Raw genomic sequence first — 19,965 nt, forward strand, 5'->3', positions numbered from 1 at the left:
GTTCTCGGCTTTTTTTTAAAATTTACCTGCTTATCAATTAATTATAAAAACTCCCCCGACTAAAACGGGGATTACATTACCTCTAACCGTTATGTGGAGCATTTCATGAACGACAGCCCATCGATGGAGCAAACACGTGCTAGCGTGCTGGCTCCGCCTGCGTCTGCTGACGACACGCTCGATCCGCGTCAACAGCGGGTAATCAAGAAACTATTCCGGCGATTGATCACTTTTTTGTTCATTTTGTTCGTCTTTTCGTATCTGGATCGCATCAACATCGGCTTTGCCGGCCTGACGATGGGCAAAGATCTGGGCCTCACCAGCACCATGTTCGGGCTGGCGACCACGCTGTTTTACGTGATGTATGTCATCTGCGGGATCCCCAGCAACGTGATGCTGAGCATCGTGGGTGCCCGTCGCTGGATCGCAATTCTGATGGTGGTGTGGGGGATCGCCTCCACCGCCACGATGTTCGCTACCGGCCCTAACAGCCTGTACGTGCTGCGAATGCTGGTGGGAATTGCCGAAGCGGGCTTCCTGCCAGGGCTGTTATTGTATTTAACGTTCTGGTTCCCGGCGCACTACCGCGCTCGCGCAAATGCGCTGTTTATGATTGCCATGCCGGTGACCATGGCGCTGGGTTCGCTGGCCTCCGGGTATATTCTCAACCTCGATGGGGTGATGAACCTGAAGGGCTGGCAGTGGCTGTTCCTGCTGGAAGGCTTCCCGTCGGTCATTCTGGGCTTTGTGGTCTGGTTCTGGCTGGACGACAGCCCGGATAAAGCGCGCTGGCTGACCCAGGATGACAAGGCCTGCCTGAAGGAGATGCTGGAAGCGGATCGTCTCAACGCCCAGAGTAAGCAGCTGCAGGAGCAGGCCGCGCTGGCGCCACAGCAGCGTAGCCTGGTGCGCGAGCTGTTCACGCCCACCATCATGCTCTACACCCTCGCCTATTTCTGCCTGACCAACACCCTGAGCGCCCTGAGCGTCTGGACGCCGCTGATCCTGCGCAGCATCAGCGAGGAGAGCAGTAACGTAACCATCGGTATCCTGAGCGCCATTCCGCAGGTCTGTACCATTGTGGCAATGGTCTGGTGGAGTAAACGTTCCGACAAGCGCAACGAGCGTAAAGTCCACACCCTGCTGCCGTACCTGTTTGCCGCCGCAGGCTGGATCCTCACCGCCACCAGCACCGATCCGGTGCTGCAGTTCACCGGTATCGTGATGGCCTCGGCCGGTGCCTTTGCCGCCATGGTGATCTTCTGGACCACCCCGGATCGATCCATCTCCCTGCGTGCCCGTGCGTTGGGTATTGCGGTGATCAACGCCACCGGGATGACCGGCGCCGCGCTGGGGCCGCTGCTGATGGGCTGGATGAAGGATGTCACCGGTAATTTCAACGCCGGGATCTTTATGGTGGCCGGTTTCCTGGTGCTGGGTGCGGTGGTGATTGCATTGATTCCAATGAAACAGGCTGAACCACAGCGATAGTTCTTCCCCTTACCAGCCCGGCGCAGCAGCCCTGTGCCGGGCTTTTTTGTCGATATTCTCGCCCTGCCTCGCATAAGCCCTGCCTGCAAAAGATCATTCTGAGTGATACATTGCCACTTTATTATTGATAAAAACTATTAAAAACACATTATTGATCACTTTTAATTATATAAAAGCCAGAATAATGATATTCATCACGTTTTCTTTCTTTAATTAAGTGCATATTTAGCACCATAAGAATTTGCTTAAAAAAATATAATTCACTGCAAAAGTGAACGTTATTCGCGCGTATTGTTATTTTTGTAGATTTTATTAAGAGGGTTAGTTTATGAGCGCTGAACTGATTAAGGAATCGGTTCTGAATACAATGGTTGATGCGGGGAGAATGTTCTTAGAGCAATATAAATTTATCTCGCCTGAGTTGGAAGAAAAACATCAGGGCCTGATGGCGTTAGACAAGGCGGATGATACTGAAAAAGATGCGCTGTTCTGGATGAATCAAACAGGAAACATGTTCTATGTCTCGACATCTCCTGAATTGACCATACGAACCAAAAAATTATTTGCTAGCGTGGCGATGTTGTTCGCAGCGATGACCAGCGCAATGGATCAGGCGGGTAAATCACTTTTTGACTATGAGGCGTGGTTGTCACTGGTGGACAAGTCTGGTTTTTTTGTTGAAGTGGAGAAAAACAGCAGCATGCTGCTGATTAAAAAGAGTGACGTCGCCGTTAATATCCAAATCATTCAACAGCTCATCCCAGGCCTGAGTACTGACAGCGCAATGGCGATAGCCAAAGGGGTGTTAAGTACGATCCATGGCGAATTACAGGCAACTGAACGCGATGAAGAGGCTAATGTGGGTCACCTTCTTTTCATCTGTGAAGAGCTCTTCGGGGTACCGAGCATAACGATTCGTCTGTTCTATGCATCCCAAAAATCTCACCGCGCCGTCATTCAGGCACCTTGCCACACGTCGGCTACCTCTACGTTTGAGCAATTACAGAACGCGCATACTTTTCTGTTTGCTTCACCCGATACGATATCTGAATATGCGAATCTCTTTACAGATCAACCTGAGGAGTATAGGAATCTGATTGAGCATCTTAAAGAGTTAATTACAGCCAAAGACTAATCCCGTTCCCCTGCTGAATTAAGCCATCTTCATTTGGTCCATTATTATACGAGAGTGCTGAAGCGGCACGGCTATCTTAAAACAGGTGTCCATTAACATTAATCTGGCTAACCCAGATACCCTCTGCGGTTAGCCATTTTGTTCTTCGGCTATGCCTCCGCGGCCACTGGCACCAGACCAAAGGCATAACCCCACAGCAGAGCCAGCGCGCTGGGCACCACGCCGGCAAACTCTCTGAGCGAACTGCGGATGCGGCTGGCGATAAAGTATATCGGGCAGGAAAAACAGGCGATTGAAACCGTGGCGTTGCGTCTCGGCTACAGTTCGCTGGCGGCGTTCAGCCAGGCGTTTAAGCGTGTTGTCGGCCAGTCGCCGGGGCATTGCGTGAAGCCAGTCAGACCCCAGAGGAGATCTGACCGGTTCGCTTTACAGGAGAGATTAAAGCCAGCTCTGCTGGACTGGCGCGCCTTCGGTGCGCTCCGTGCGAGGCATTTCAATTGCCAGCGTTGACAGGTGCTTAGCCCAGAGGTCAGCCACCCATTTCACGCCGCGGGCAGTAAAGCGTGCCTGAGACCAGGTGCGCTCGTTTTCGCCCACCCCGCTGTGCAGAGTAAAATAGCCCGCATCGATGTGGTGCTGCGGCGGAACCAGGTTCCCGCCGACGCGCTGCATGATATTCCGCTCAAGCAGGAACTCCCGGAACTGGGGCTCTTTCGCTTTGAGGATCTTACAGAGCTGACGGAAGCCCAGCGACTCCTTGACCTGAACAAACTGATCAAAGAACGCCGCCTTTGGTGCCCAGAGGGCTAGCTGCTCCTCAGCACGCTGGCGTTTTTCATACTGCTCGGCCCAGGCGCGCGCCGCCGCCGCCGGGTTGGTGAAGTCCGGGATATTGACGTTTCTCTCCTGCTCCTGCCAGCGATCGAGCATAGCGGCAGTAAAGCCCGGGGAGATACGTGAAACCGTCAGCAGGGAGTCCCGTTTGTTCAGCAAAAACTCCTGCCGCATTTCACCTTCGCGCTCATACAGGCTGGCCGTTACCGGCTGCGAAAGACGCTGCGCCGTTTCCAGGCTTTTTACCATGCGCTTCACCTCGGTATGAGCAATACCGGTCAGCTTCGCGATTTCGCGGCTGCTGATGGTGGCAAGCTGGCCACTGGACTGGAAAGTTTCAACAGGAATTACCATAGGTTTCACCCCTCACTCATACATTACTCGGGTAATTTGCTCTAATAGTATACAAATACCTGTTCAAATATCCAGTATAATTTTTAAACGATCTTCTCCCAAAGCAGGCCACGCCTAAGTTGCGGTAATTAGAGCTGTTTTGACCCTGTCGCCAGGCTCTCCAGTTCCCGTGCGTCATGGCTACAGAAAAAAGTGATGTCGTGCGAGTGCGCGCAGGAGAGCTCCCGTAGCCGCTGTTGGTTGTGTCGCCGGGTACCGTTGTCCATTGCCATCATCCACTGATAAAACCGCAGCCCCGGTGTGCAATGACGTTGCGGCTGGCGCATCTCATCCCGATAGAACCAGGCGTCGCCACCGTGCAGCAACCACCCCGACGGCTGGCTGATGGCGATCCCCGCATGCCCGGGCGTGTGCCCGGCCAGCGGCACCAGCAAAATTTCCGGCGGCAATCCGTTCAGCGCCGTCACCGCGTCGAAGCCAAACCAGCGCTCGCCCTGCACCTGATAGCCCTGCCAGCCAGAAGTGCCGCTCCACTGCCCGGGACGATAGCGCTCCCGTTGCAGCCAGCTATGGCGCCGTTGCGCCGTGTCGATCTCCTGCTGCATCAGATGGATGCGCGCGTGAGGGAAATCGCTCAGCCCACCCGCGTGGTCGAAATCCAGGTGTGTAAGCACGATATGGCGGACATCCGCCGCGCTAAAGCCCAGCGCCTCGACGCGAGCGCGCGCCGTAAGCGACTCCCGACGCTGGATATTGTTCAGCGCCCGGAAAAAGCCCGACAGCCTGGAGGGTTCATGTACATCCCCTTCCCCAAAACCGGTATCCACCAGCACCAGTCCGTCGCGGTCGGTTTCGATAAGCAGGCAGTGGCAGACCAGATGCGCATGTAGCCCCTTGCTGAAACCGTCGAACAACGCGCCGCCCAGCGGGCACATACAACCACAGTTAAGATGATGAATCTTCATATCGTCTCCTCATCAGGGTGTGTGTTTCTGCTGACTCTGCTCGGACGTGCCGAAATGGGTGGTGTCCCCATGCCCGTGTTCACCGCTGCCCTGCACACGTTTAAGCTGAATGACCTCGCCGCGCTGCCAGGCATTTGCCCCTTCCGCTACCGGATGGGCCACGATGTCGGCACGCTGGGCTTTGATCTGCTGCGTATCGATCCCCAGACGACGATCGCGATCCGCCAGCAGCCGGGGATCGAGCTGTCCCTCGCCGGTAAAGCCCATCATCAGCGCAGGTATGCCGAGCGGCAGGGTCTTGTCCCTGTCCGTATGCCAGGTATGCCAGGTTTTGCCGTAGGTGTTGACGATTTTATTCATCAGCGCTTTGTCAGCGACCGCAGGCAAGCCGGGCGCCACCAGGCTGCCCGATTTCACTTCATACTGGTGGCTGTGCCAGAGCTTTTTCTCCTCCGGCGGCAGGTTGTTAAACAGGCGTTCGCTGATGATGTACTCCACCCCCATCAGCCGGGCATCCTTTGTATTGCCGTCATAAATGACCGCCTGCATGACCTCTTCATTGAGTACCGTCACGTAGTGATGCGCCTCCATCTGCCCGTTTTTATCCCCACTGTAAAAATGAAAACCGTCAAGATAGGCGCTGATGGCCTCTACCGGCGGACGGGACTGGATCACCTGGGCGCCCGTCTCCAGGGTGCTCAGGGTGGCGGAGGTACTTTTACCGGGAACAGGTGCTTGAGGCGGGGTGTTATTCGCCCCGCAGCCGACAAGCAGCACAATGGCTGGCAGGATCTGAGGTAATGATTTCATTGGCACTCCCTTTCATTATAACCCGTTATGAAGGTAGTGCAGATGTGGCAAGCCAGCCAGACCGTGCCGGAGGTCTGGCTGGCATGCGATCAGAAGTAATATTTAAAGCGGAGGCGGCCACCGTAGCGGGCGTCGGTATCGCTGTTACCCTCTTTCGGCTGGGCATCTATCCACGACGCATAGGCCCCGAGATAAACGTTGAAGTTTTTCATTTTCATTACGTTAGGGAACAGATACGACGCGTGAAGCGTATGGATGTCGTAATCGCCCGGATGGGTGATCCAGCAGTCACCGTCGCAGTCGTCATTCAGCCCGGCAGCGTTAAATCTGTCGATCTCGTTATGGGCGTAGATATAGCCCAGCTCAATATTCTTCCACAGACCATTCACCCCGGCGGTGAAATCAGTTTCGTCGCTGGCGTCCATGTAGGCGGTGTTGAGGTTGACCACAACGCCGTTATCCGGGTCGGTTTTTTGCCCGTTCCAGTTCATTGTCAGGCCATAGCCGGTGCGATCGGACTGATCGATCCAGTGGCCTTCTGCATCCCGATAACCGTAAGCGTTGTTCACCAGGTTGCTCTCCATGGCCAGCGCCGTGGTAAAGCGCCCCTCTGACCAGGCGATAACCGGGCGCACATAGGCCACGTTTTTATCGTTATCCAGATCCATGCCATGGTACTGCTTATCGACAAAGAGCGAGCTGCCGTTTTCCAGCAGGGTGTTGACCTCAAAATACCAATTACCGAGGTTTTTACTCAGCAGGAAGTTACCGCCGCTGTCGCTGCGCCCGCGCCCCTCTTTCATCATGTAGATATAGCCATAACCGTCACTGTAGAGATCGTTCGCCGTGTTGCCGGAGTACTCGATAAAGGTGTCCTGGTTAAGAGGAAACATGTCGTAGGCTTCGAAGCGCCCGACTTTGATTTTCCAGTCGTTCTCCTGGCCGAAGAAGAAGACCGCGTCATCCAGATTCATCTTGCCGGTAAGATCCGCCAGCGGCTGCACCGAGAAACCGGCAAACTGGCCGTTGTCCATTCGCCGATAGCCGTCAAACCCCAGCAGGAGACGGCCATTGATATCCCAGCGCTCGTTGTTTGACGGGGCCCAGTCCTTATTGGCGCTGGTGCGCATGGATGTCAGGCTGCCGCTGCGGCTGGCGGCGTCCATATTAAACTCCACATCGCCATAGAAGCGCAGATCGCCATAGCCTGACAGGGTTAACTTCGGCGCTGGCGACGTCTGGGGTTCAGCTGAGACCACATTTACCGCCGGAGCCTGTTGCGCCTGCTCTAAGCGCGCAATCTGGGCTTCGGCTTTTGCCAGACTGGCTTCCAGCCGGGCAATTTTCTCCTCCATGCTGTCCGTTTGGGTGGCCGCCAGCGTGGTCGCCGGAATACAGGCGCCGACCAGCAGCGCAATATAATGAATACGCATAGATTCCATCCTGTGAGTTTATTGTTGATTCCACTGTTACATTAGGGTTTTGCAAATTTTCCGTTATTTAGATCAGTCACCACGGTATTCATTACCTGTTCATCGAGGCGGTAGAATTTAATTGCCAGCGCGGTCAACAGATAAAAGAGCGAGGGGATAAGGGTAAATAACCAGACAACCCCCTGCACCGCCTGAGGGGATTGCACCGCTGCGCTGGCTTGATATTCAAACCCGGCCAGAACCCAGCCCAGAATAGCGCCGCCGACAGCCACGCCTAATTTAATGACAAAAATATTGGCCGCGACATTCATGCCGGTAATTCGCCGCTGGGTTTTCCACTCGCCGTAATTATTGGCGTCGGTGATCATGGACCACTGCAGCGCGCCGTTTCCGCCCTGCACCGTCTGGATAAGAAAATGGGCCACCAGCGGAATCAGCCAGTATTGCACCGGCAACCAGAAGCAGACGATGCCCAGCCCGGCGTTGAGCAGGTTTATCCAGAATGAGAGTTTGATTTTGCAGAACCGGGAACCCAGCGGCTGCGCCAGCGCCGAGCCCAGCATTGAGGCGATCATTCCCCCCAGCATAAACAGCGAGATAATAGTGGAGCCCTGACGCAGCACGGTATTGACGTAATAGACCACCGCGCCGCCGCGGATCACCACCGCCACCAGCATCATGAAGTTGTAAATGGACAGAATGCGCCACTGCTCATTGCGAAACAGAATTTTGACGTCACGGACGACATTCAGGTTTTCTTCTTTGATGGGCTGGACGCGCTCTTTGGTGGTGGCGAAACAGATGATAAACATCAGGCAGCCAATCACCCCGAAAATGGCCATCGCCATCTGAATGCCGCTCGCGCGATCCTGAGGATAGAGATAATCCGCCAGCGGCAGAATGCAGGCGGTGCCCAGCGCGCCGCCCAATGGGGTGATGGCAAAACGCCAGGATTGCAAAGAGAGGTTTTCCCGCGGATCGGAAGTAAGTGCCGCGCCCAGCGAGCAGTAAGGAATATTGATGGCGGTATACATCAGGGTCATAAAGATATAGGCCGCCACGGCATAGACCACTTTACCGCTGTCAGAAAAGGACGGGATGGTATAGACCAGTACGCAGCTGACCGCGAACGGGCCGCAGATCGCCAGCAGCCACGGACGAAAGCGTCCCCAGCGTGAGGAGGTAGCATCTGCAATCGCCCCCATTATCGGGTCGGTGATGGCATCCAGCAGCCTGACCAGTAAAAACATTGTCCCCATCACAGCGGGCGGCAGCCCGTAGATATCCGTATAGAAATAGGCGAGGATCGCCACGGAGGAGTCAAAGACGATATGGCTGGCCGCATCGCCGAGGCTGTAGCCTATTTTCTCTTTTACCGTTAATTTTTCCGTTGCCGACATTTCAGGTCTCTCCCTGTATTTTTCAGTCAGTTTGTTGTTGCTGCCGACATAATTTCCATATCCCTTCCAAAGCAATCTATTATGTTTTCTCGCTAAGAAGTTATGATTTTCGCTTTATGTGATCCGCGTGATTAATGGTTATTTACGCGAGAAATAGATCGCACCGCTTATATATTTTTCGCGTGGATTCCGCCTCCCGAATACGCAACGGTAAATAGTCTGGTTTTGTGCAAAGTGTTACCTCCGACACGCGAAGTGACAAATATTCGTCTAAGGTTTTCAGGTGATTGATGGCAGCGGTCGCGCTGCCCAAAGAACCCAGGAGAACAACCATGATGAGACCTCAGCAGCAAACAGCATTGCGGCTGGCGATTGGCGGCATCCTGCTTGGGATAACTGCCTTTAGCTATGCGGAAGAACCGTCCGGCGCCCGGAAACAACCACCAGACATTCTGTTTGGCCCGCTGTTTAACGATGTGCAAACCGCCAAACTCTTCCCGGATCAAAAGACCTTCGCCGATGCGGTACCGAAAAACGATCCCCAGACGATCCTTGCCGACTACCATATGCAGCGCAAACAGTCCGGCTTTGATCTGCGCCACTTTGTGGAGGTGAACTTCACCCTGCCGACCGAGAAAGAAAAATATGTGCCGCCTGCCGGGCAGAGCCTGCGGGCGCACATTGACGGTCTGTGGCCGGTGCTGACGCGCACTACCTCCAGCGCCGGAAAGTGGGATTCCCTGCTGCCGCTGCCGAAGCCTTACGTTGTGCCGGGCGGACGTTTTCGCGAGATCTACTACTGGGACAGCTACTTCACCATGCTGGGGCTGGCCGAGAGCGGCCACTGGGACAAAGTCTCCAGTATGGTGGACAACTTCGCCTACGAACTGGACAGCTGGGGTCATATCCCCAACGGTAACCGCAGCTACTACCTGAGCCGCTCCCAGCCGCCCTTCTTTGCCCTGATGGTGGAACTGCTGGCGACGCACGATAAAGAGGCGCTGAAAAAATACCGTCCGCAGATGGAAAAAGAGTACGCCTACTGGATGGAAGGGGTAGATGCCCTTCAGCCGGGCCAGGCCAGCCAGCGGGTGGTGAAGCTCGACGATGGCGCTGTGCTTAACCGCTATTGGGACGATCGCGATACGCCGCGCCCGGAATCGTGGCTGGATGACATCAACACTGCGAAAAAATACCCCAGCCGTCCGGCAACCGAGATCTACCGGGATCTGCGCTCCGCCGCCGCCTCCGGCTGGGACTTCAGCTCACGCTGGATGGACGATCCGCAGCAGCTGGGAACGATCCGCACCACCAGTATCGTGCCGGTGGATCTGAACGCCCTGATGTTCAAGATGGAGAAACTGCTGGCGAAGGCCAGCCTGGACGGCGGTGACAGCGCCGCAGCCAGCCGTTACGAGGGCCTGGCCTCCGATCGTCAGAAAGCGATGGAGCGCTATCTGTGGAACGACAAAGAGGGCTGGTACGCCGATTACGATCTGAAAACCAAACAGGTACGTAATCAGCTGACCGCCGCGGCGCTGTTCCCGCTCTACGTCAAGGCCGCCTCGCAGGAACGCGCGGACAAAACCGCCTCTGCTGCTGAAGCCCAGTTGCTGAAAGCAGGGGGCATTTCGACCACCACCGTTAACAGCGGCCAACAGTGGGATGCCCCTAACGGCTGGGCGCCGTTGCAGTGGGTCGCCACTGAAGGATTGCAGAACTACGGGCAGGATAAAGTGGCGATGGACGTGACGTGGCGCTTCCTCACCAACGTACAGCACACCTACGATCGCGAGCAGAAGCTGGTGGAGAAATATGATGTCTCCACCACCGGCACTGGCGGCGGCGGCGGTGAATATCCGTTGCAGGACGGCTTCGGCTGGACCAACGGCGTGACGCTGAAAATGTTGGATCTGGTCTGTCCGCAGGCGAACCCATGCGACAAAGTGCCCGCCACGCGACCCGCGGCTAATGAGGGTTCGGTAACCACCACCCCATCGACTACCGGCGCACAACCTGCGGCGAATGGCACATCCACCACCAGCGACCAGCCAGCGGCGACAAGCACCCCGTCGACAACTAACCCGTCAACGACCACAACGCCACCGGCTTCTAATGACACGTCGACAACCACGACGCCACCGGCCTCCAATGACACGTCGACAACCACGACGCCTCCGGCCTCCAATGGCACGTCGACAACCACCACGCCTCCGGCCTCCAATGGCACGTCGACAACCACCACGCCTCCGGCCTCCAATGGCACGTCGACAACCACCACGCCTCCGGCCTCAAATAACTCGTCGACCACCACTACGCCACCGGCAACCACCGACCAGCCAGCGGCTAACGATGATCCGACAGAAACGCAGAAAAGTGTCGGCCAGCAGTAGCCTCCAGGCCGGGTAAGGCGAATCCGCCACCCGGCATACTGTCCAGGTTCTGCCCATAAAAAAACGGCTCTTGTAAAAGAGCCGTTTTATCGGTTTCAGGCGCGTCGTACCATCCTGTAGATAAGTAGTACCAGAATGGCACCCACCACAGCCACCAGAAAACTTTGCAGGTTAAATCCGGATACACTGCCGCCGATGCCAAACATGGTTGCCAGCCAGCCGCCGACAACCGCACCGATGATCCCAAGGATACAGGTCACAATAAAGCCGCCGCCATCACGTCCCGGCATGATGAACTTTGCGATAATGCCAGCAATCAGACCAAATACAATCCAGGCGATGATACCCATAGTGTTGCCCTCTTGCAGAGTTAAGCTTGCGCAGGACACCCGCCCGCGCAGGTAATAGTAAGTATAGGCAATCGCCGGAAATCAGTTTTACTACACCGACTTAATTGCGATTCAGGCGAAAAAATAATTGCCGGTTTGTATTAAGTTCCGCGGCCCGCTGCCGATAACGCATCCACAGACTGTCATCTATCGAGGAGCCCTGGGGCGTGAGTAATTACAGTGAGCAGTTCCTGAAAACTAATCCGCTGGCCGTATTGGGTGTATTACGCGATCTGCAAAAAAATGACGTTCCCGTCCGTATCAGCTGGGGGAACAACCAGTTCATCAGCAAAATCCTGGATGCTACCCCGGAACGGCTGATCATGGATTTGGGCAGTCAGGAGTTTGAAAACCGCTCGGTGTTACGCGCGGAGAATATCACCGTGGCCGCCGATACCCTGGGGGCCAAAGTCGAGTTCGACCTGCCGAAGGTGGAACAGGGTGACTACCAGACGCTGCCTGCTTTTATCTCGCCGCTGCCGGCCTCCGTATGGTGCATTCAGCGCCGGGAATATTTCCGCATCAATGCCCCGCTGCATCCGGCCTACTTCTGCAAAGCCAGAATGCCTGATAAGAGCGTCATTCGTTTCCGTCTGCACGATCTGTCGCTGGGCGGCATGGGCGCGCTGATGGATACCGCCAAACCCGAAGGCCTGGTGGAGGGGATGCGTTTTTCGCAGATCGAGCTGGATATGGGCGGCTGGGGTCGCTTCTTTTTCGATGCGCAGCTGATAACCGTGAGCGAACGTAAAGTGGTGGACAGCAAAAACGAAACCATCACCACGCCGCGTCTGAGCTTCCGTTTTCTCAACGTCGGGCCGGGTCCTGAGCGTGAACTGCAGAAAATTATCTACTCGCTGGAGCGTGAAGCGCGGGAACGTGCCAACAAAGTGCGTTAATCGCCACCGGGCAGCACGTGGCTGCCCGGCAACAGATTACATAGCGTCCATCGCTTTCTGTACTTTCCAGATATAGCGCGGAGCCTGCGGGGCGGGATGGTTATTGACGACATGATCAAAGAACTCGTCTTTATCCATGTCATTGATTTCGGCGATCGCTTTTTTGCGATCCGACGAGAAGGTGCGCAACAGCGCGCCCGCACCGTTCACGTATGAAACCACCAGCGCATACTGCATCACCTCCGGATCCTCAATACCGTTCAGGATCCCGTGCTCCAGAATGCTCAGGTAGGCGGTACCCATCGAGATGTTGCGTTCCGGATTCTTCAGCTCGCTGGTGGAGGGTTGCCCGCTCCAGCCCATGTGCCGGTAGACCTCACGCCCGGCGGTGGAGGCTTTCAGCTGCATCAGACCCACCGCATTCGATTTACTCACCAGGTTCGGGTTCCCGCCCGACTCCACCGCAATGATGGCGGTGATGAGCCGCGGGCTGACTCCCCAGGCCTCACCGGCTTTTTCACTGATCGGCATCCACTGCATCGCCCGTTTGACCGGGACTTCCGGGTTCCATTCCGGCTTCTGGTAATCCTGCTTTGAACTACAGCCTGCAAGTAACACAATCAAAAAAGCAAACCATCTCAATTTCACGTCATCTGTCCTTATGGTCATTCATCGCTGTTACTCTATCCTCCGCTTGATGAAGGACGCGCTCAGGCGGCATGATATATATATTTAAGTTTATAAGTCAGCAAGGAAATGCCATGTCTCAGTTTCATCTCATTGCACCATCAGGGTACTGCATTAATCAGGAAGCGGCGCAGCGGGGCGTGGCGCGGTTACTGGGCGACGGCCATCAGGTAAAAAATCAGACGATTATACCCCGCCGCCAGCAGCGATTTGCCGGCACCGAGGCAGAGCGCCTGAATGATATCAACGCCCTTGCCCACCTGCCGGGCGCCGACCAGATAGTGCTGCCGGTGCGCGGCGGATACGGTGCCAGCCGCCTGCTGGAACAGATTGACTGGCAGGGACTGGCGAAACGCCAGCAGCAGGATCCGTTGCTGATTTGCGGCCACAGTGATTTCACCGTGATCCAGCTCGGCCTGCTGGCGCTGCACAACGTCATCACCTTTAGCGGCCCGATGCTGGCGGGCAATTTTGGCGCCCCGGAGCTGAACGCCTTTACGGTAGACCATTTCTGGCGGGCGCTCGGCAACAGTACCTACTCCGTTGAGTGGCAGGGAGATGGCCCGTCGTGCGCGTGCGAAGGCCAGCTGTGGGGTGGCAATCTGGCGATGGTCGTGTCACTCATCGGCACCCGCTGGCTGCCCGCCATTGAGAACGGCATCCTGGTGCTGGAGGATATCAATGAGCATCCGTTCCGCGTCGAACGTATGCTCCTCCAGCTGCATCACGCGGGCATTCTGGACCGTCAGCAGGCGATTGTGCTCGGCAGCTTCAGCGGCGCGACCCCTAACGATTACGATGCCGGATACGATCTGGCGACCATGGTCAATTACCTGCGTTCCCGGGTATCGGTGCCGGTTATCAGCGGGCTCGACTTCGGCCATGAGCAACGAACCGTTACCCTGCCGCTCGGTGCGCAGGCGACGCTGGTTCATGCGCCGGGCAGCAGTCGTTTAACCCTGAGCGGGCATCCGGTGCTTCGGGCGTAAAAAAAGCCCCGGAAGTACCGGATTTCCGCCCTGCAAGGGGTGTTAATATGGTAGGGTTTTACTAACAGTCATCGCGTCAGGCAGGGAGTACGCACACATTGGATGCCGCAGCAATAATCAGTCTTTTTATCCTGGGTTCAGTTCTTGTAACCTGTAGTATTTTATTGAGTTCGTTTTCGTCACGTCTCGGCATCCCCATTCTGGTTATTTTCCTCGCCATCGGCATGCTGGCGGGGGTTGATGGCGTCGGGGGTATTCCCTTCGACAACTACCCGTTTGCGTACATGATCAGTAACCTCGCTCTGGCGGTGATCCTGCTGGATGGCGGCATGCGCACCCAGGCCAGTTCGTTTCGCGTGGCGCTGGGCCCGGCCCTGTCGCTGGCAACGGTCGGGGTGCTAATCACCTCCGGCCTCACCGGGATGATGGCGGCGTGGCTGTTCCACCTTGACCTGATGGAAGGGTTACTGATTGGCGCGATTGTCGGGTCTACCGATGCCGCGGCGGTCTTCTCCCTGCTGGGCGGCAAAGGGCTGAACGAACGTGTCGGCTCGACGCTGGAGATTGAATCCGGCAGTAACGATCCGATGGCGGTGTTTCTCACCATCACCCTGATTGAGATGATCCAGCAGCACGAAACCGGCCTGAGCTGGGTGTTCGCCTGGCACATCATTCAACAGTTTGGTCTGGGTATCCTCTTTGGCCTTGGCGGCGGCTATCTGCTGCAACAGATGATCAACCGCATCTCGCTCCCTGGCGGGCTCTATCCGTTGCTGGCGCTGAGCGGCGGGATTTTGATTTTCGCCCTCACCACGGCGCTGGACGGCAGCGGCATTCTGGCGGTCTATCTCTGCGGTTTCCTGCTCGGCAACCGTCCAATCCGCAACCGCTTTGGCATTCTGCAAAACTTCGATGGCCTGGCCTGGCTGGCACAGATTGGCATGTTCCTGGTGCTGGGGTTGCTGGTGACGCCGTCGGATCTGCTGCCGATTGCCGTTCCGGCGCTGATGCTGTCACTGTGGATGATCTTCTTTGCCCGTCCGCTGTCGGTCTTCGCCGGGCTGCTGCCTTTCAAAGGTTTTAACCTGCGCGAGCGGGTGTTTATCAGCTGGGTTGGGCTGCGCGGTGCGGTGCCGATCATCCTCGCGGTGTTCCCGATGATGGCCGGGCTGGATAACTCCCGTCTGTTCTTCAACGTGGCGTTCTTCGTGGTGCTGGTGTCGCTGCTGTTCCAGGGTACGTCGCTGTCGTGGGCGGCGAAAAAGGCGAAAGTGGTGATCCCACCGGTGGGCTGGCCGGTCTCCCGCGTGGGGCTGGATCTTCACCCTGAGAATCCGTGGGAGCAGTTTGTCTATCAGCTCAGCGCCGATAAGTGGTGCGTGGGCGCCTCGCTGCGGGATCTGCATATGCCCGCCGAGACGCGCATTGCCGCCCTGTTCCGCGATAATGCCCTCCTGCACCCCACCGGCAGCACCCGGCTGCGCGAGGGGGATATCCTCTGCGTCATTGGCCGCGAGCGCGACCTCCCCGCCCTTGGCAAGCTGTTCAGCCAGTCGCCGCCGGTGGCGCTGGACCAGCGCTTCTTCGGCGACTTTATCCTGGAAGCTGGCGCCAAATTTGCCGACGTGGCGTTGATCTACGGCCTGGACGTCGGGCTGGAGTATCGCGATAACCAGCAAACCCTGGGTGAGATCGTGCAGAAGCAGCTCGGCGCCGCGCCGGTCGTGGGTGACCAAGTAGAGTTTGCCGGAATGATCTGGACGGTGGCAGAGAAAGAGGATAACGCGGTGCTGAGGGTGGGCGTGCGCGTGGCGGAGGATGCCGAAGAGTAGGCCGGTTTGCCGGGTGGCGGCTACGCCTGACCCGGCCTACGGGTTTTGTAGGCCCGGCAAGCGTAGCGCCGCCGGGCGATGTTACACAACGACGATCGGTACTCGTGGCGCTAACGCCGTTAACAACTCATATCCGACGGTGCCCGCGGCGGCGGCAACATCGTCCACTTTCACCTCGTTGCCCCACAGCTCAACCGGCGTACCGATCCCCGCATGCGGGCACGGCGTCAGGTCAATCGCCAGCATATCCATTGACGCCGTGCCGACCGTGCCGGTGCGCACGCCGTCCACCCATACCGGGGTACCGGAAGGGGCAACGCGCGGATAGCCGTCGGCATATCCGCCGGCGACGATGCCGATCCGCTGTTCGCCCGACGCACGATAGCGGCTGCCGTAACCCACGGTATCCCCTGCTTTCAGGGTCTGGACGCCAATGATCTCACTGCGCAGGGTCATCACCGGCTTCAGGCCGCTGTTGGCAATATCCTGCCACTGACCCGACGGCGAGGCGCCGTAGAGGATGATCCCCGGACGCACCCAGTCAAAATGCGCCTCCGGATGCCAGAGCGTCGCCGCCGAGTTGGAAAGCGAACGCGGACAGGCCAGACCTTCCGCTGCCTGCTCGATGCGCTTCATCGGCTCGACAATGCCCTCCGTCTTTTCCGCATCGGCAAAATGGGCCATCAGGGTCATTTCGCCGACATTCTTCAGCGCCCGCAGCTGTTGCCAGACGCTGTGCACGCGCTCCGGCTGGAAACCGAGACGGTTCATCCCGCTGTTCATTTTCAGGTAGATATCGAGCGGAGCATGCAGCTTCGCATTCTGTAGCGCCTTGACCTGCCAGTTGCTGTGCACGCTGGTGGTCAGGCGGTACTTATCAAACAGCGGCAGTTCATCGCTGTGGAAGAAGCCTTCGAGCATCAGAATCGGCCCTTTCCAGCCGCGCTCGCGCAGCAGGATCGCCTCTTCAAGGTTGAGCAGCGCAAAACCATCCGTTGCGCTTAACGCGCTCCAGATGCGGTCCAGACCGTGGCCGTAAGCATTGGCTTTGACCACGGTCCAGACGCGTGAAGCGGGCGCAGCGCGACGGACAATTTGCAGATTATCCTTCAGGGCCTGCAGATCCATCTGAGCCAGAACAGGACGGGACATGACGACTCCTTGTTAGTTATGCGCGCCGTGTAAATGTTGTGGACGTGACGGCGTGAAACCCGGACGGTAGCGCGCGACGCTTAAATCATCAAACGGAATAGCGGGTGTGCGCCCGGAGATCAAATCACTGAGTAGCTGCCCTGAACCGCAGGCCATTGTCCAGCCCAGCGTACCGTGTCCGGTGTTTAGCCACAGGTTTTTAAACGGTGTCCGCCCGACTACTGGGGTGCCGTCCGGCGTCATTGGACGCAGCCCGGTCCAGAAGGTCGCCTGTTCGATAAAGCCGCCGCGCGGGAAGAGATCGCCAACGACCATCTCCAGCGTTTCCCGACGCGGTTTCAGCAGCTCAGTGTTAAAGCCGACGATTTCCGCCATTCCTCCCACGCGGATCCGGTTGTCAAAACGGGTGATCGCGATTTTGTAGGTTTCATCAAGGATAGTTGAAACCGGGGCACCGCTCTCCTCTTTTACCGGGATGGTCAGGGAGTAACCCTTCAGCGGGTAGACCGGAATGTCCACAATCCCTTTCAGCATGGCGGTGGAGTAAGAGCCAAAAGCCATCACGTAGGCGTCGGCTTTCACCACCTCATCGCCGCAGAGTACGCCGTAGATATTCTCCCCTTCGTACAGGAGCTTATCCACTGAAGTGTTGTAGCGGAATTTCACCCCCGCCTGTTCCGCCATCTGCGCCAGATTCTGGGTGAAGAGCTGGCAGTCGCCGGTCTCGTCATTAGGCAGACGCAGACCGCCGGTCAGCTTATGCGCGACCTCAGCGAGGGCCGGTTCTACCTGCGCCAGCTGGCTCGCCTCCAGCAGCTGATACGGGACGCCCGCGTCCTCGAGTACAGCGATATCACGGGTGGCGTTTTCGTACTGCTGGGCGGTACGGAACAGCTGCAGGGTGCCACCCTGACGGCCTTCATACTGGATACCGGTGGCGGCACGCAGTGCTTTCAGGCAGTCGCGGCTGTACTCCGCCAGACGTACCATCCGCCCTTTGTTTTCCATGTAGTGCGAGGTGTCGCAGTTGCGCAGCATCTGCCACATCCACTTCAGCTGGAACTGGGTGCCGTCGAGACTGATCGCCAGCGGCGCATGGCGCTGGAACATCCACTTAATCGCCTTCAGCGGTACGCCCGGTGCCGCCCAGGGTGCCGCGTAGCCGGGAGAGATTTGTCCGGCGTTCGCCGCGCTGGTCTCCAGTGCCGGACCCGGTTCCCGATCGATGACGGTTACATCATGCCCGGCCTGACTTAAATACCAGGCGCTGGTCACACCAACGACGCCACTTCCCAGTATGACAACACGCATAGCCACTCCCTTTATAAGCAAAAGAACAATCTTCTGATTACATATTGATAACCCAGCCGAAAATATTATTCAACATAGGCCTTTTTTATGGTGACACATCTCACACCTTCCCCTGCTGACGCGGGTAGCGCGGTTTTGGCATCTCCTGCTGCGCGGCATTTTTAACCAGCATATTATGCTGCAAGACACCCCTTTTTCGTCCCGGGAAAAACGGTAAATCGCAAAGAAAAAAATAGCGTGCCAGCACGCTTTTGAATGGCGTGTTCTATGCTTGAAAAGAGGTTCTCCAGACAGAGAGAGCTACCAACAACGAGGGCGCGCTAATGGCTACTATTGATTCCATGAATAAGGACACCACTCGTCTGAGCGATGGACCCGACTGGACATTCGAGCTGCTGGACACCTATCTGGCGGAAATTGACCGGGTGGCAAAACTCTACCGTCTGGACGCCTATCCCCATCAAATCGAAGTGATTACCTCCGAGCAGATGATGGACGCCTACTCCAGCGTCGGGATGCCCATTAACTATACCCACTGGTCGTTTGGTAAAAAATTCATTGAGACCGAACGGCTCTACAAGCACGGTCAGCAGGGGCTGGCCTATGAGATCGTCATTAACTCTAACCCCTGTATCGCTTACCTGATGGAAGAGAACACCATCACCATGCAGGCGCTGGTGATGGCGCACGCCTGCTACGGGCACAACTCGTTTTTCAAAAATAACTACCTGTTCCGCAGCTGGACCGATGCCAGCTCGATTGTCGATTATCTAATCTTCGCCCGAAACTACATCACCGAATGCGAAGAGCGCTACGGGGTGGAAGAGGTCGAGAAGCTGCTGGACTCCTGCCATGCGCTGATGAACTACGGCGTGGATCGCTACAAACGTCCGCAGAAGATCTCCTTGCAGGAGGAGAAAGCCCGGCAGAAAAGCCGCGAAGAGTATCTGCAAAGCCAGGTGAATACCCTGTGGCGTACCCTGCCGAAACGCGAAGAGGAGAAAGCGGTACCTGAAGCACGCCGTTATCCTTCTGAGCCGCAGGAGAACCTGCTCTACTTTATGGAGAAGAACGCCCCGCTGCTGGAGCCGTGGCAGCGTGAGATCCTGCGAATCGTGCGCAAGGTGAGCCAGTACTTCTACCCGCAAAAACAGACTCAGGTGATGAACGAGGGCTGGGCCACCTTCTGGCACTACACCATCCTCAATCACCTCTATGACGAAGGCAAAGTGACCGAACGCTTTATGCTGGAGTTCCTGCACAGCCACACTAACGTGGTGTTCCAGCCGCCGTACAACAGCCCGTGGTACAGCGGCATTAACCCGTATGCGCTGGGCTTTGCCATGTTCCAGGACATCAAGCGTATCTGCCAGAACCCGACGGACGAAGATAAATACTGGTTCCCGGATATCGCCGGTTCCGACTGGCTGGAGACGCTACATTTCGCGATGCGCGACTTCAAGGATGAGAGCTTTATCAGCCAGTTCCTGTCGCCGAAGGTGATGCGTGATTTCCGCCTGTTTACGGTGCTGGATGACGATCACAATAACTATCTGGAAATTTCGGCGATCCACAACGAAGAGGGATATCGTGAGATCCGCTCTCGCCTCTCGGCCCAGTACAACTTAAGCAATCTGGAGCCGAATATTCAGGTCTGGAATGTGGATCTGCGCGGGGATCGCTCGCTGACGCTGCGCTATATCCCGCATAACCGCGCGCCGCTGGATAAAGGGCGCAAAGAGGTGCTGAAGCACGTACACCGTCTGTGGGGCTTTGACATTCTGCTTGAACAGCAAAACGAAGATGGCAGCGTGGAGTTGCTGGAGCGCTGCCCACCTAAAGGCAATATCCTTTAGGTCGGTATAGCCTTATAGCCTGTTTGCCGGGTGGC

At 56.7% G+C, this 19,965-nt stretch carries 15 protein-coding genes and 2 pseudogenes; 8 read left to right on the forward strand and 9 right to left on the reverse strand.

What is annotated here, in order from left to right:
* Window positions 1-123 precede the first annotated feature (123 nt).
* The 3 genes and pseudogenes from hpaX to GNG26_RS13350 all read left to right on the forward strand — a co-directional run.
* Entirely contained in the window at window positions 124-1,491 is a 1,368-nt protein-coding gene (hpaX, locus tag GNG26_RS13340; protein ID WP_370463896.1) for a 4-hydroxyphenylacetate permease, read from the forward strand.
* 328 nt (window positions 1,492-1,819) lie between these two features.
* On the forward strand, window positions 1,820-2,626 hold the full coding sequence (locus GNG26_RS13345; protein ID WP_156239074.1) for a Zygote formation protein zyg1: 807 nt from the start codon (window positions 1,820-1,822) through the stop codon (window positions 2,624-2,626).
* Window positions 2,627-2,830: 204 nt separating this feature from the next.
* A pseudogene (locus GNG26_RS13350) lies at window positions 2,831-3,042 on the forward strand (helix-turn-helix domain-containing protein); the annotation flags it as partial.
* A gap of 22 nt (window positions 3,043-3,064) precedes the next feature.
* Here GNG26_RS13350 and GNG26_RS13355 read toward each other — a convergent pair.
* From GNG26_RS13355 to GNG26_RS13375, 5 genes are all read right to left on the reverse strand, one after another.
* A complete protein-coding gene (locus tag GNG26_RS13355; protein WP_103822326.1) occupies window positions 3,065-3,814 on the reverse strand; it encodes a phage antirepressor KilAC domain-containing protein in 750 nt (249 codons plus the stop codon).
* A gap of 128 nt (window positions 3,815-3,942) precedes the next feature.
* A complete protein-coding gene (locus tag GNG26_RS13360) occupies window positions 3,943-4,779 on the reverse strand; it encodes an MBL fold metallo-hydrolase (protein WP_156239076.1) in 837 nt (278 codons plus the stop codon).
* A gap of 12 nt (window positions 4,780-4,791) precedes the next feature.
* A complete protein-coding gene (locus GNG26_RS13365) occupies window positions 4,792-5,589 on the reverse strand; it encodes an OBAP family protein (RefSeq protein WP_156239078.1) in 798 nt (265 codons plus the stop codon).
* A gap of 89 nt (window positions 5,590-5,678) precedes the next feature.
* Window positions 5,679-7,022 carry a carbohydrate porin gene (locus GNG26_RS13370; protein ID WP_114314669.1) on the reverse strand — a complete coding sequence of 448 codons (1,344 nt, stop codon included), beginning with the start codon at window positions 7,020-7,022 and terminating at the stop codon, window positions 5,679-5,681.
* A 41-nt stretch (window positions 7,023-7,063) separates the two neighbouring features.
* Window positions 7,064-8,422 (reverse strand): glycoside-pentoside-hexuronide (GPH):cation symporter, encoded by a 1,359-nt coding sequence (locus GNG26_RS13375; protein WP_114386455.1) that lies wholly within the window; start codon window positions 8,420-8,422, stop codon window positions 7,064-7,066.
* 332 nt (window positions 8,423-8,754) lie between these two features.
* Between GNG26_RS13375 and GNG26_RS13380 the strand changes: the two are divergent.
* Window positions 8,755-10,398 (forward strand): annotated as a pseudogene (locus GNG26_RS13380) (alpha,alpha-trehalase); the annotation flags it as partial.
* A 512-nt stretch (window positions 10,399-10,910) separates the two neighbouring features.
* On the opposite strand, the gene GNG26_RS13385 reads toward GNG26_RS13380, so the two are convergent.
* On the reverse strand, window positions 10,911-11,165 hold the full coding sequence (locus GNG26_RS13385; protein ID WP_156239080.1) for a GlsB/YeaQ/YmgE family stress response membrane protein: 255 nt from the start codon (window positions 11,163-11,165) through the stop codon (window positions 10,911-10,913).
* A gap of 206 nt (window positions 11,166-11,371) precedes the next feature.
* On the opposite strand from GNG26_RS13385, the gene GNG26_RS13390 reads away from it, so the two are divergent.
* Complete coding sequence (locus GNG26_RS13390; protein WP_156239082.1) at window positions 11,372-12,103, forward strand: flagellar brake protein; 732 nt, start codon at window positions 11,372-11,374, stop codon at window positions 12,101-12,103.
* 36 nt (window positions 12,104-12,139) lie between these two features.
* Here GNG26_RS13390 and emtA read toward each other — a convergent pair whose 3' ends face one another.
* Window positions 12,140-12,751, reverse strand: a complete 612-nt coding sequence (gene emtA / locus GNG26_RS13395) for a membrane-bound lytic murein transglycosylase EmtA (RefSeq protein ID WP_103179998.1) — start codon at window positions 12,749-12,751, stop codon at window positions 12,140-12,142.
* A 113-nt stretch (window positions 12,752-12,864) separates the two neighbouring features.
* On the opposite strand from emtA, the gene ldcA reads away from it, so the two are divergent.
* Window positions 12,865-13,779 (forward strand): muramoyltetrapeptide carboxypeptidase, encoded by a 915-nt coding sequence (ldcA, locus tag GNG26_RS13400; RefSeq protein WP_156239084.1) that lies wholly within the window; start codon window positions 12,865-12,867, stop codon window positions 13,777-13,779.
* A 98-nt stretch (window positions 13,780-13,877) separates the two neighbouring features.
* Window positions 13,878-15,611 carry a potassium/proton antiporter gene (locus GNG26_RS13405; RefSeq protein ID WP_103822334.1) on the forward strand — a complete coding sequence of 578 codons (1,734 nt, stop codon included), beginning with the start codon at window positions 13,878-13,880 and terminating at the stop codon, window positions 15,609-15,611.
* 81 nt (window positions 15,612-15,692) lie between these two features.
* Here GNG26_RS13405 and dadX read toward each other — a convergent pair whose 3' ends face one another.
* Both dadX and GNG26_RS13415 read right to left on the reverse strand, forming a co-directional pair.
* Window positions 15,693-16,763 (reverse strand): catabolic alanine racemase DadX, encoded by a 1,071-nt coding sequence (dadX, locus tag GNG26_RS13410; RefSeq protein ID WP_156239086.1) that lies wholly within the window; start codon window positions 16,761-16,763, stop codon window positions 15,693-15,695.
* Between the two features lie 12 nt (window positions 16,764-16,775).
* Window positions 16,776-18,074 carry a D-amino acid dehydrogenase gene (locus GNG26_RS13415; protein WP_114314665.1) on the reverse strand — a complete coding sequence of 433 codons (1,299 nt, stop codon included), beginning with the start codon at window positions 18,072-18,074 and terminating at the stop codon, window positions 16,776-16,778.
* 323 nt (window positions 18,075-18,397) lie between these two features.
* Between GNG26_RS13415 and GNG26_RS13420 the strand changes: the two genes are divergently transcribed.
* Window positions 18,398-19,930 carry a SpoVR family protein gene (locus tag GNG26_RS13420; protein WP_103180003.1) on the forward strand — a complete coding sequence of 511 codons (1,533 nt, stop codon included), beginning with the start codon at window positions 18,398-18,400 and terminating at the stop codon, window positions 19,928-19,930.
* Window positions 19,931-19,965: the final 35 nt, after the last annotated feature.

Origin of the sequence: Leclercia sp. J807 (genome assembly GCF_009734465.1) — a bacterium.
Taxonomy (GTDB): domain Bacteria; phylum Pseudomonadota; class Gammaproteobacteria; order Enterobacterales; family Enterobacteriaceae; genus Enterobacter.

Bases quoted from the DNA above. Each gene is read 5' to 3' on its own strand.
- GNG26_RS13345 (WP_156239074.1), top strand. From the start codon at position 1,820: ATGAGCGCTGAACTGATTAAGGAATCGGTTCTGAATACAATGGTTGAT.
- GNG26_RS13365 (WP_156239078.1), bottom strand. From the start codon at position 5,589: ATGAAATCATTACCTCAGATCCTGCCAGCCATTGTGCTGCTTGTCGGC.
- dadX (WP_156239086.1), bottom strand. From the start codon at position 16,763: ATGTCCCGTCCTGTTCTGGCTCAGATGGATCTGCAGGCCCTGAAGGAT.
- GNG26_RS13420 (WP_103180003.1), top strand. From the start codon at position 18,398: ATGGCTACTATTGATTCCATGAATAAGGACACCACTCGTCTGAGCGAT.
- ldcA (WP_156239084.1), top strand. From the start codon at position 12,865: ATGTCTCAGTTTCATCTCATTGCACCATCAGGGTACTGCATTAATCAG.
- GNG26_RS13355 (WP_103822326.1), bottom strand. From the start codon at position 3,814: ATGGTAATTCCTGTTGAAACTTTCCAGTCCAGTGGCCAGCTTGCCACC.
- GNG26_RS13370 (WP_114314669.1), bottom strand. From the start codon at position 7,022: ATGCGTATTCATTATATTGCGCTGCTGGTCGGCGCCTGTATTCCGGCG.
- hpaX (WP_370463896.1), top strand. From the start codon at position 124: ATGGAGCAAACACGTGCTAGCGTGCTGGCTCCGCCTGCGTCTGCTGAC.
- GNG26_RS13385 (WP_156239080.1), bottom strand. From the start codon at position 11,165: ATGGGTATCATCGCCTGGATTGTATTTGGTCTGATTGCTGGCATTATC.
- GNG26_RS13375 (WP_114386455.1), bottom strand. From the start codon at position 8,422: ATGTCGGCAACGGAAAAATTAACGGTAAAAGAGAAAATAGGCTACAGC.
- GNG26_RS13360 (WP_156239076.1), bottom strand. From the start codon at position 4,779: ATGAAGATTCATCATCTTAACTGTGGTTGTATGTGCCCGCTGGGCGGC.
- GNG26_RS13415 (WP_114314665.1), bottom strand. From the start codon at position 18,074: ATGCGTGTTGTCATACTGGGAAGTGGCGTCGTTGGTGTGACCAGCGCC.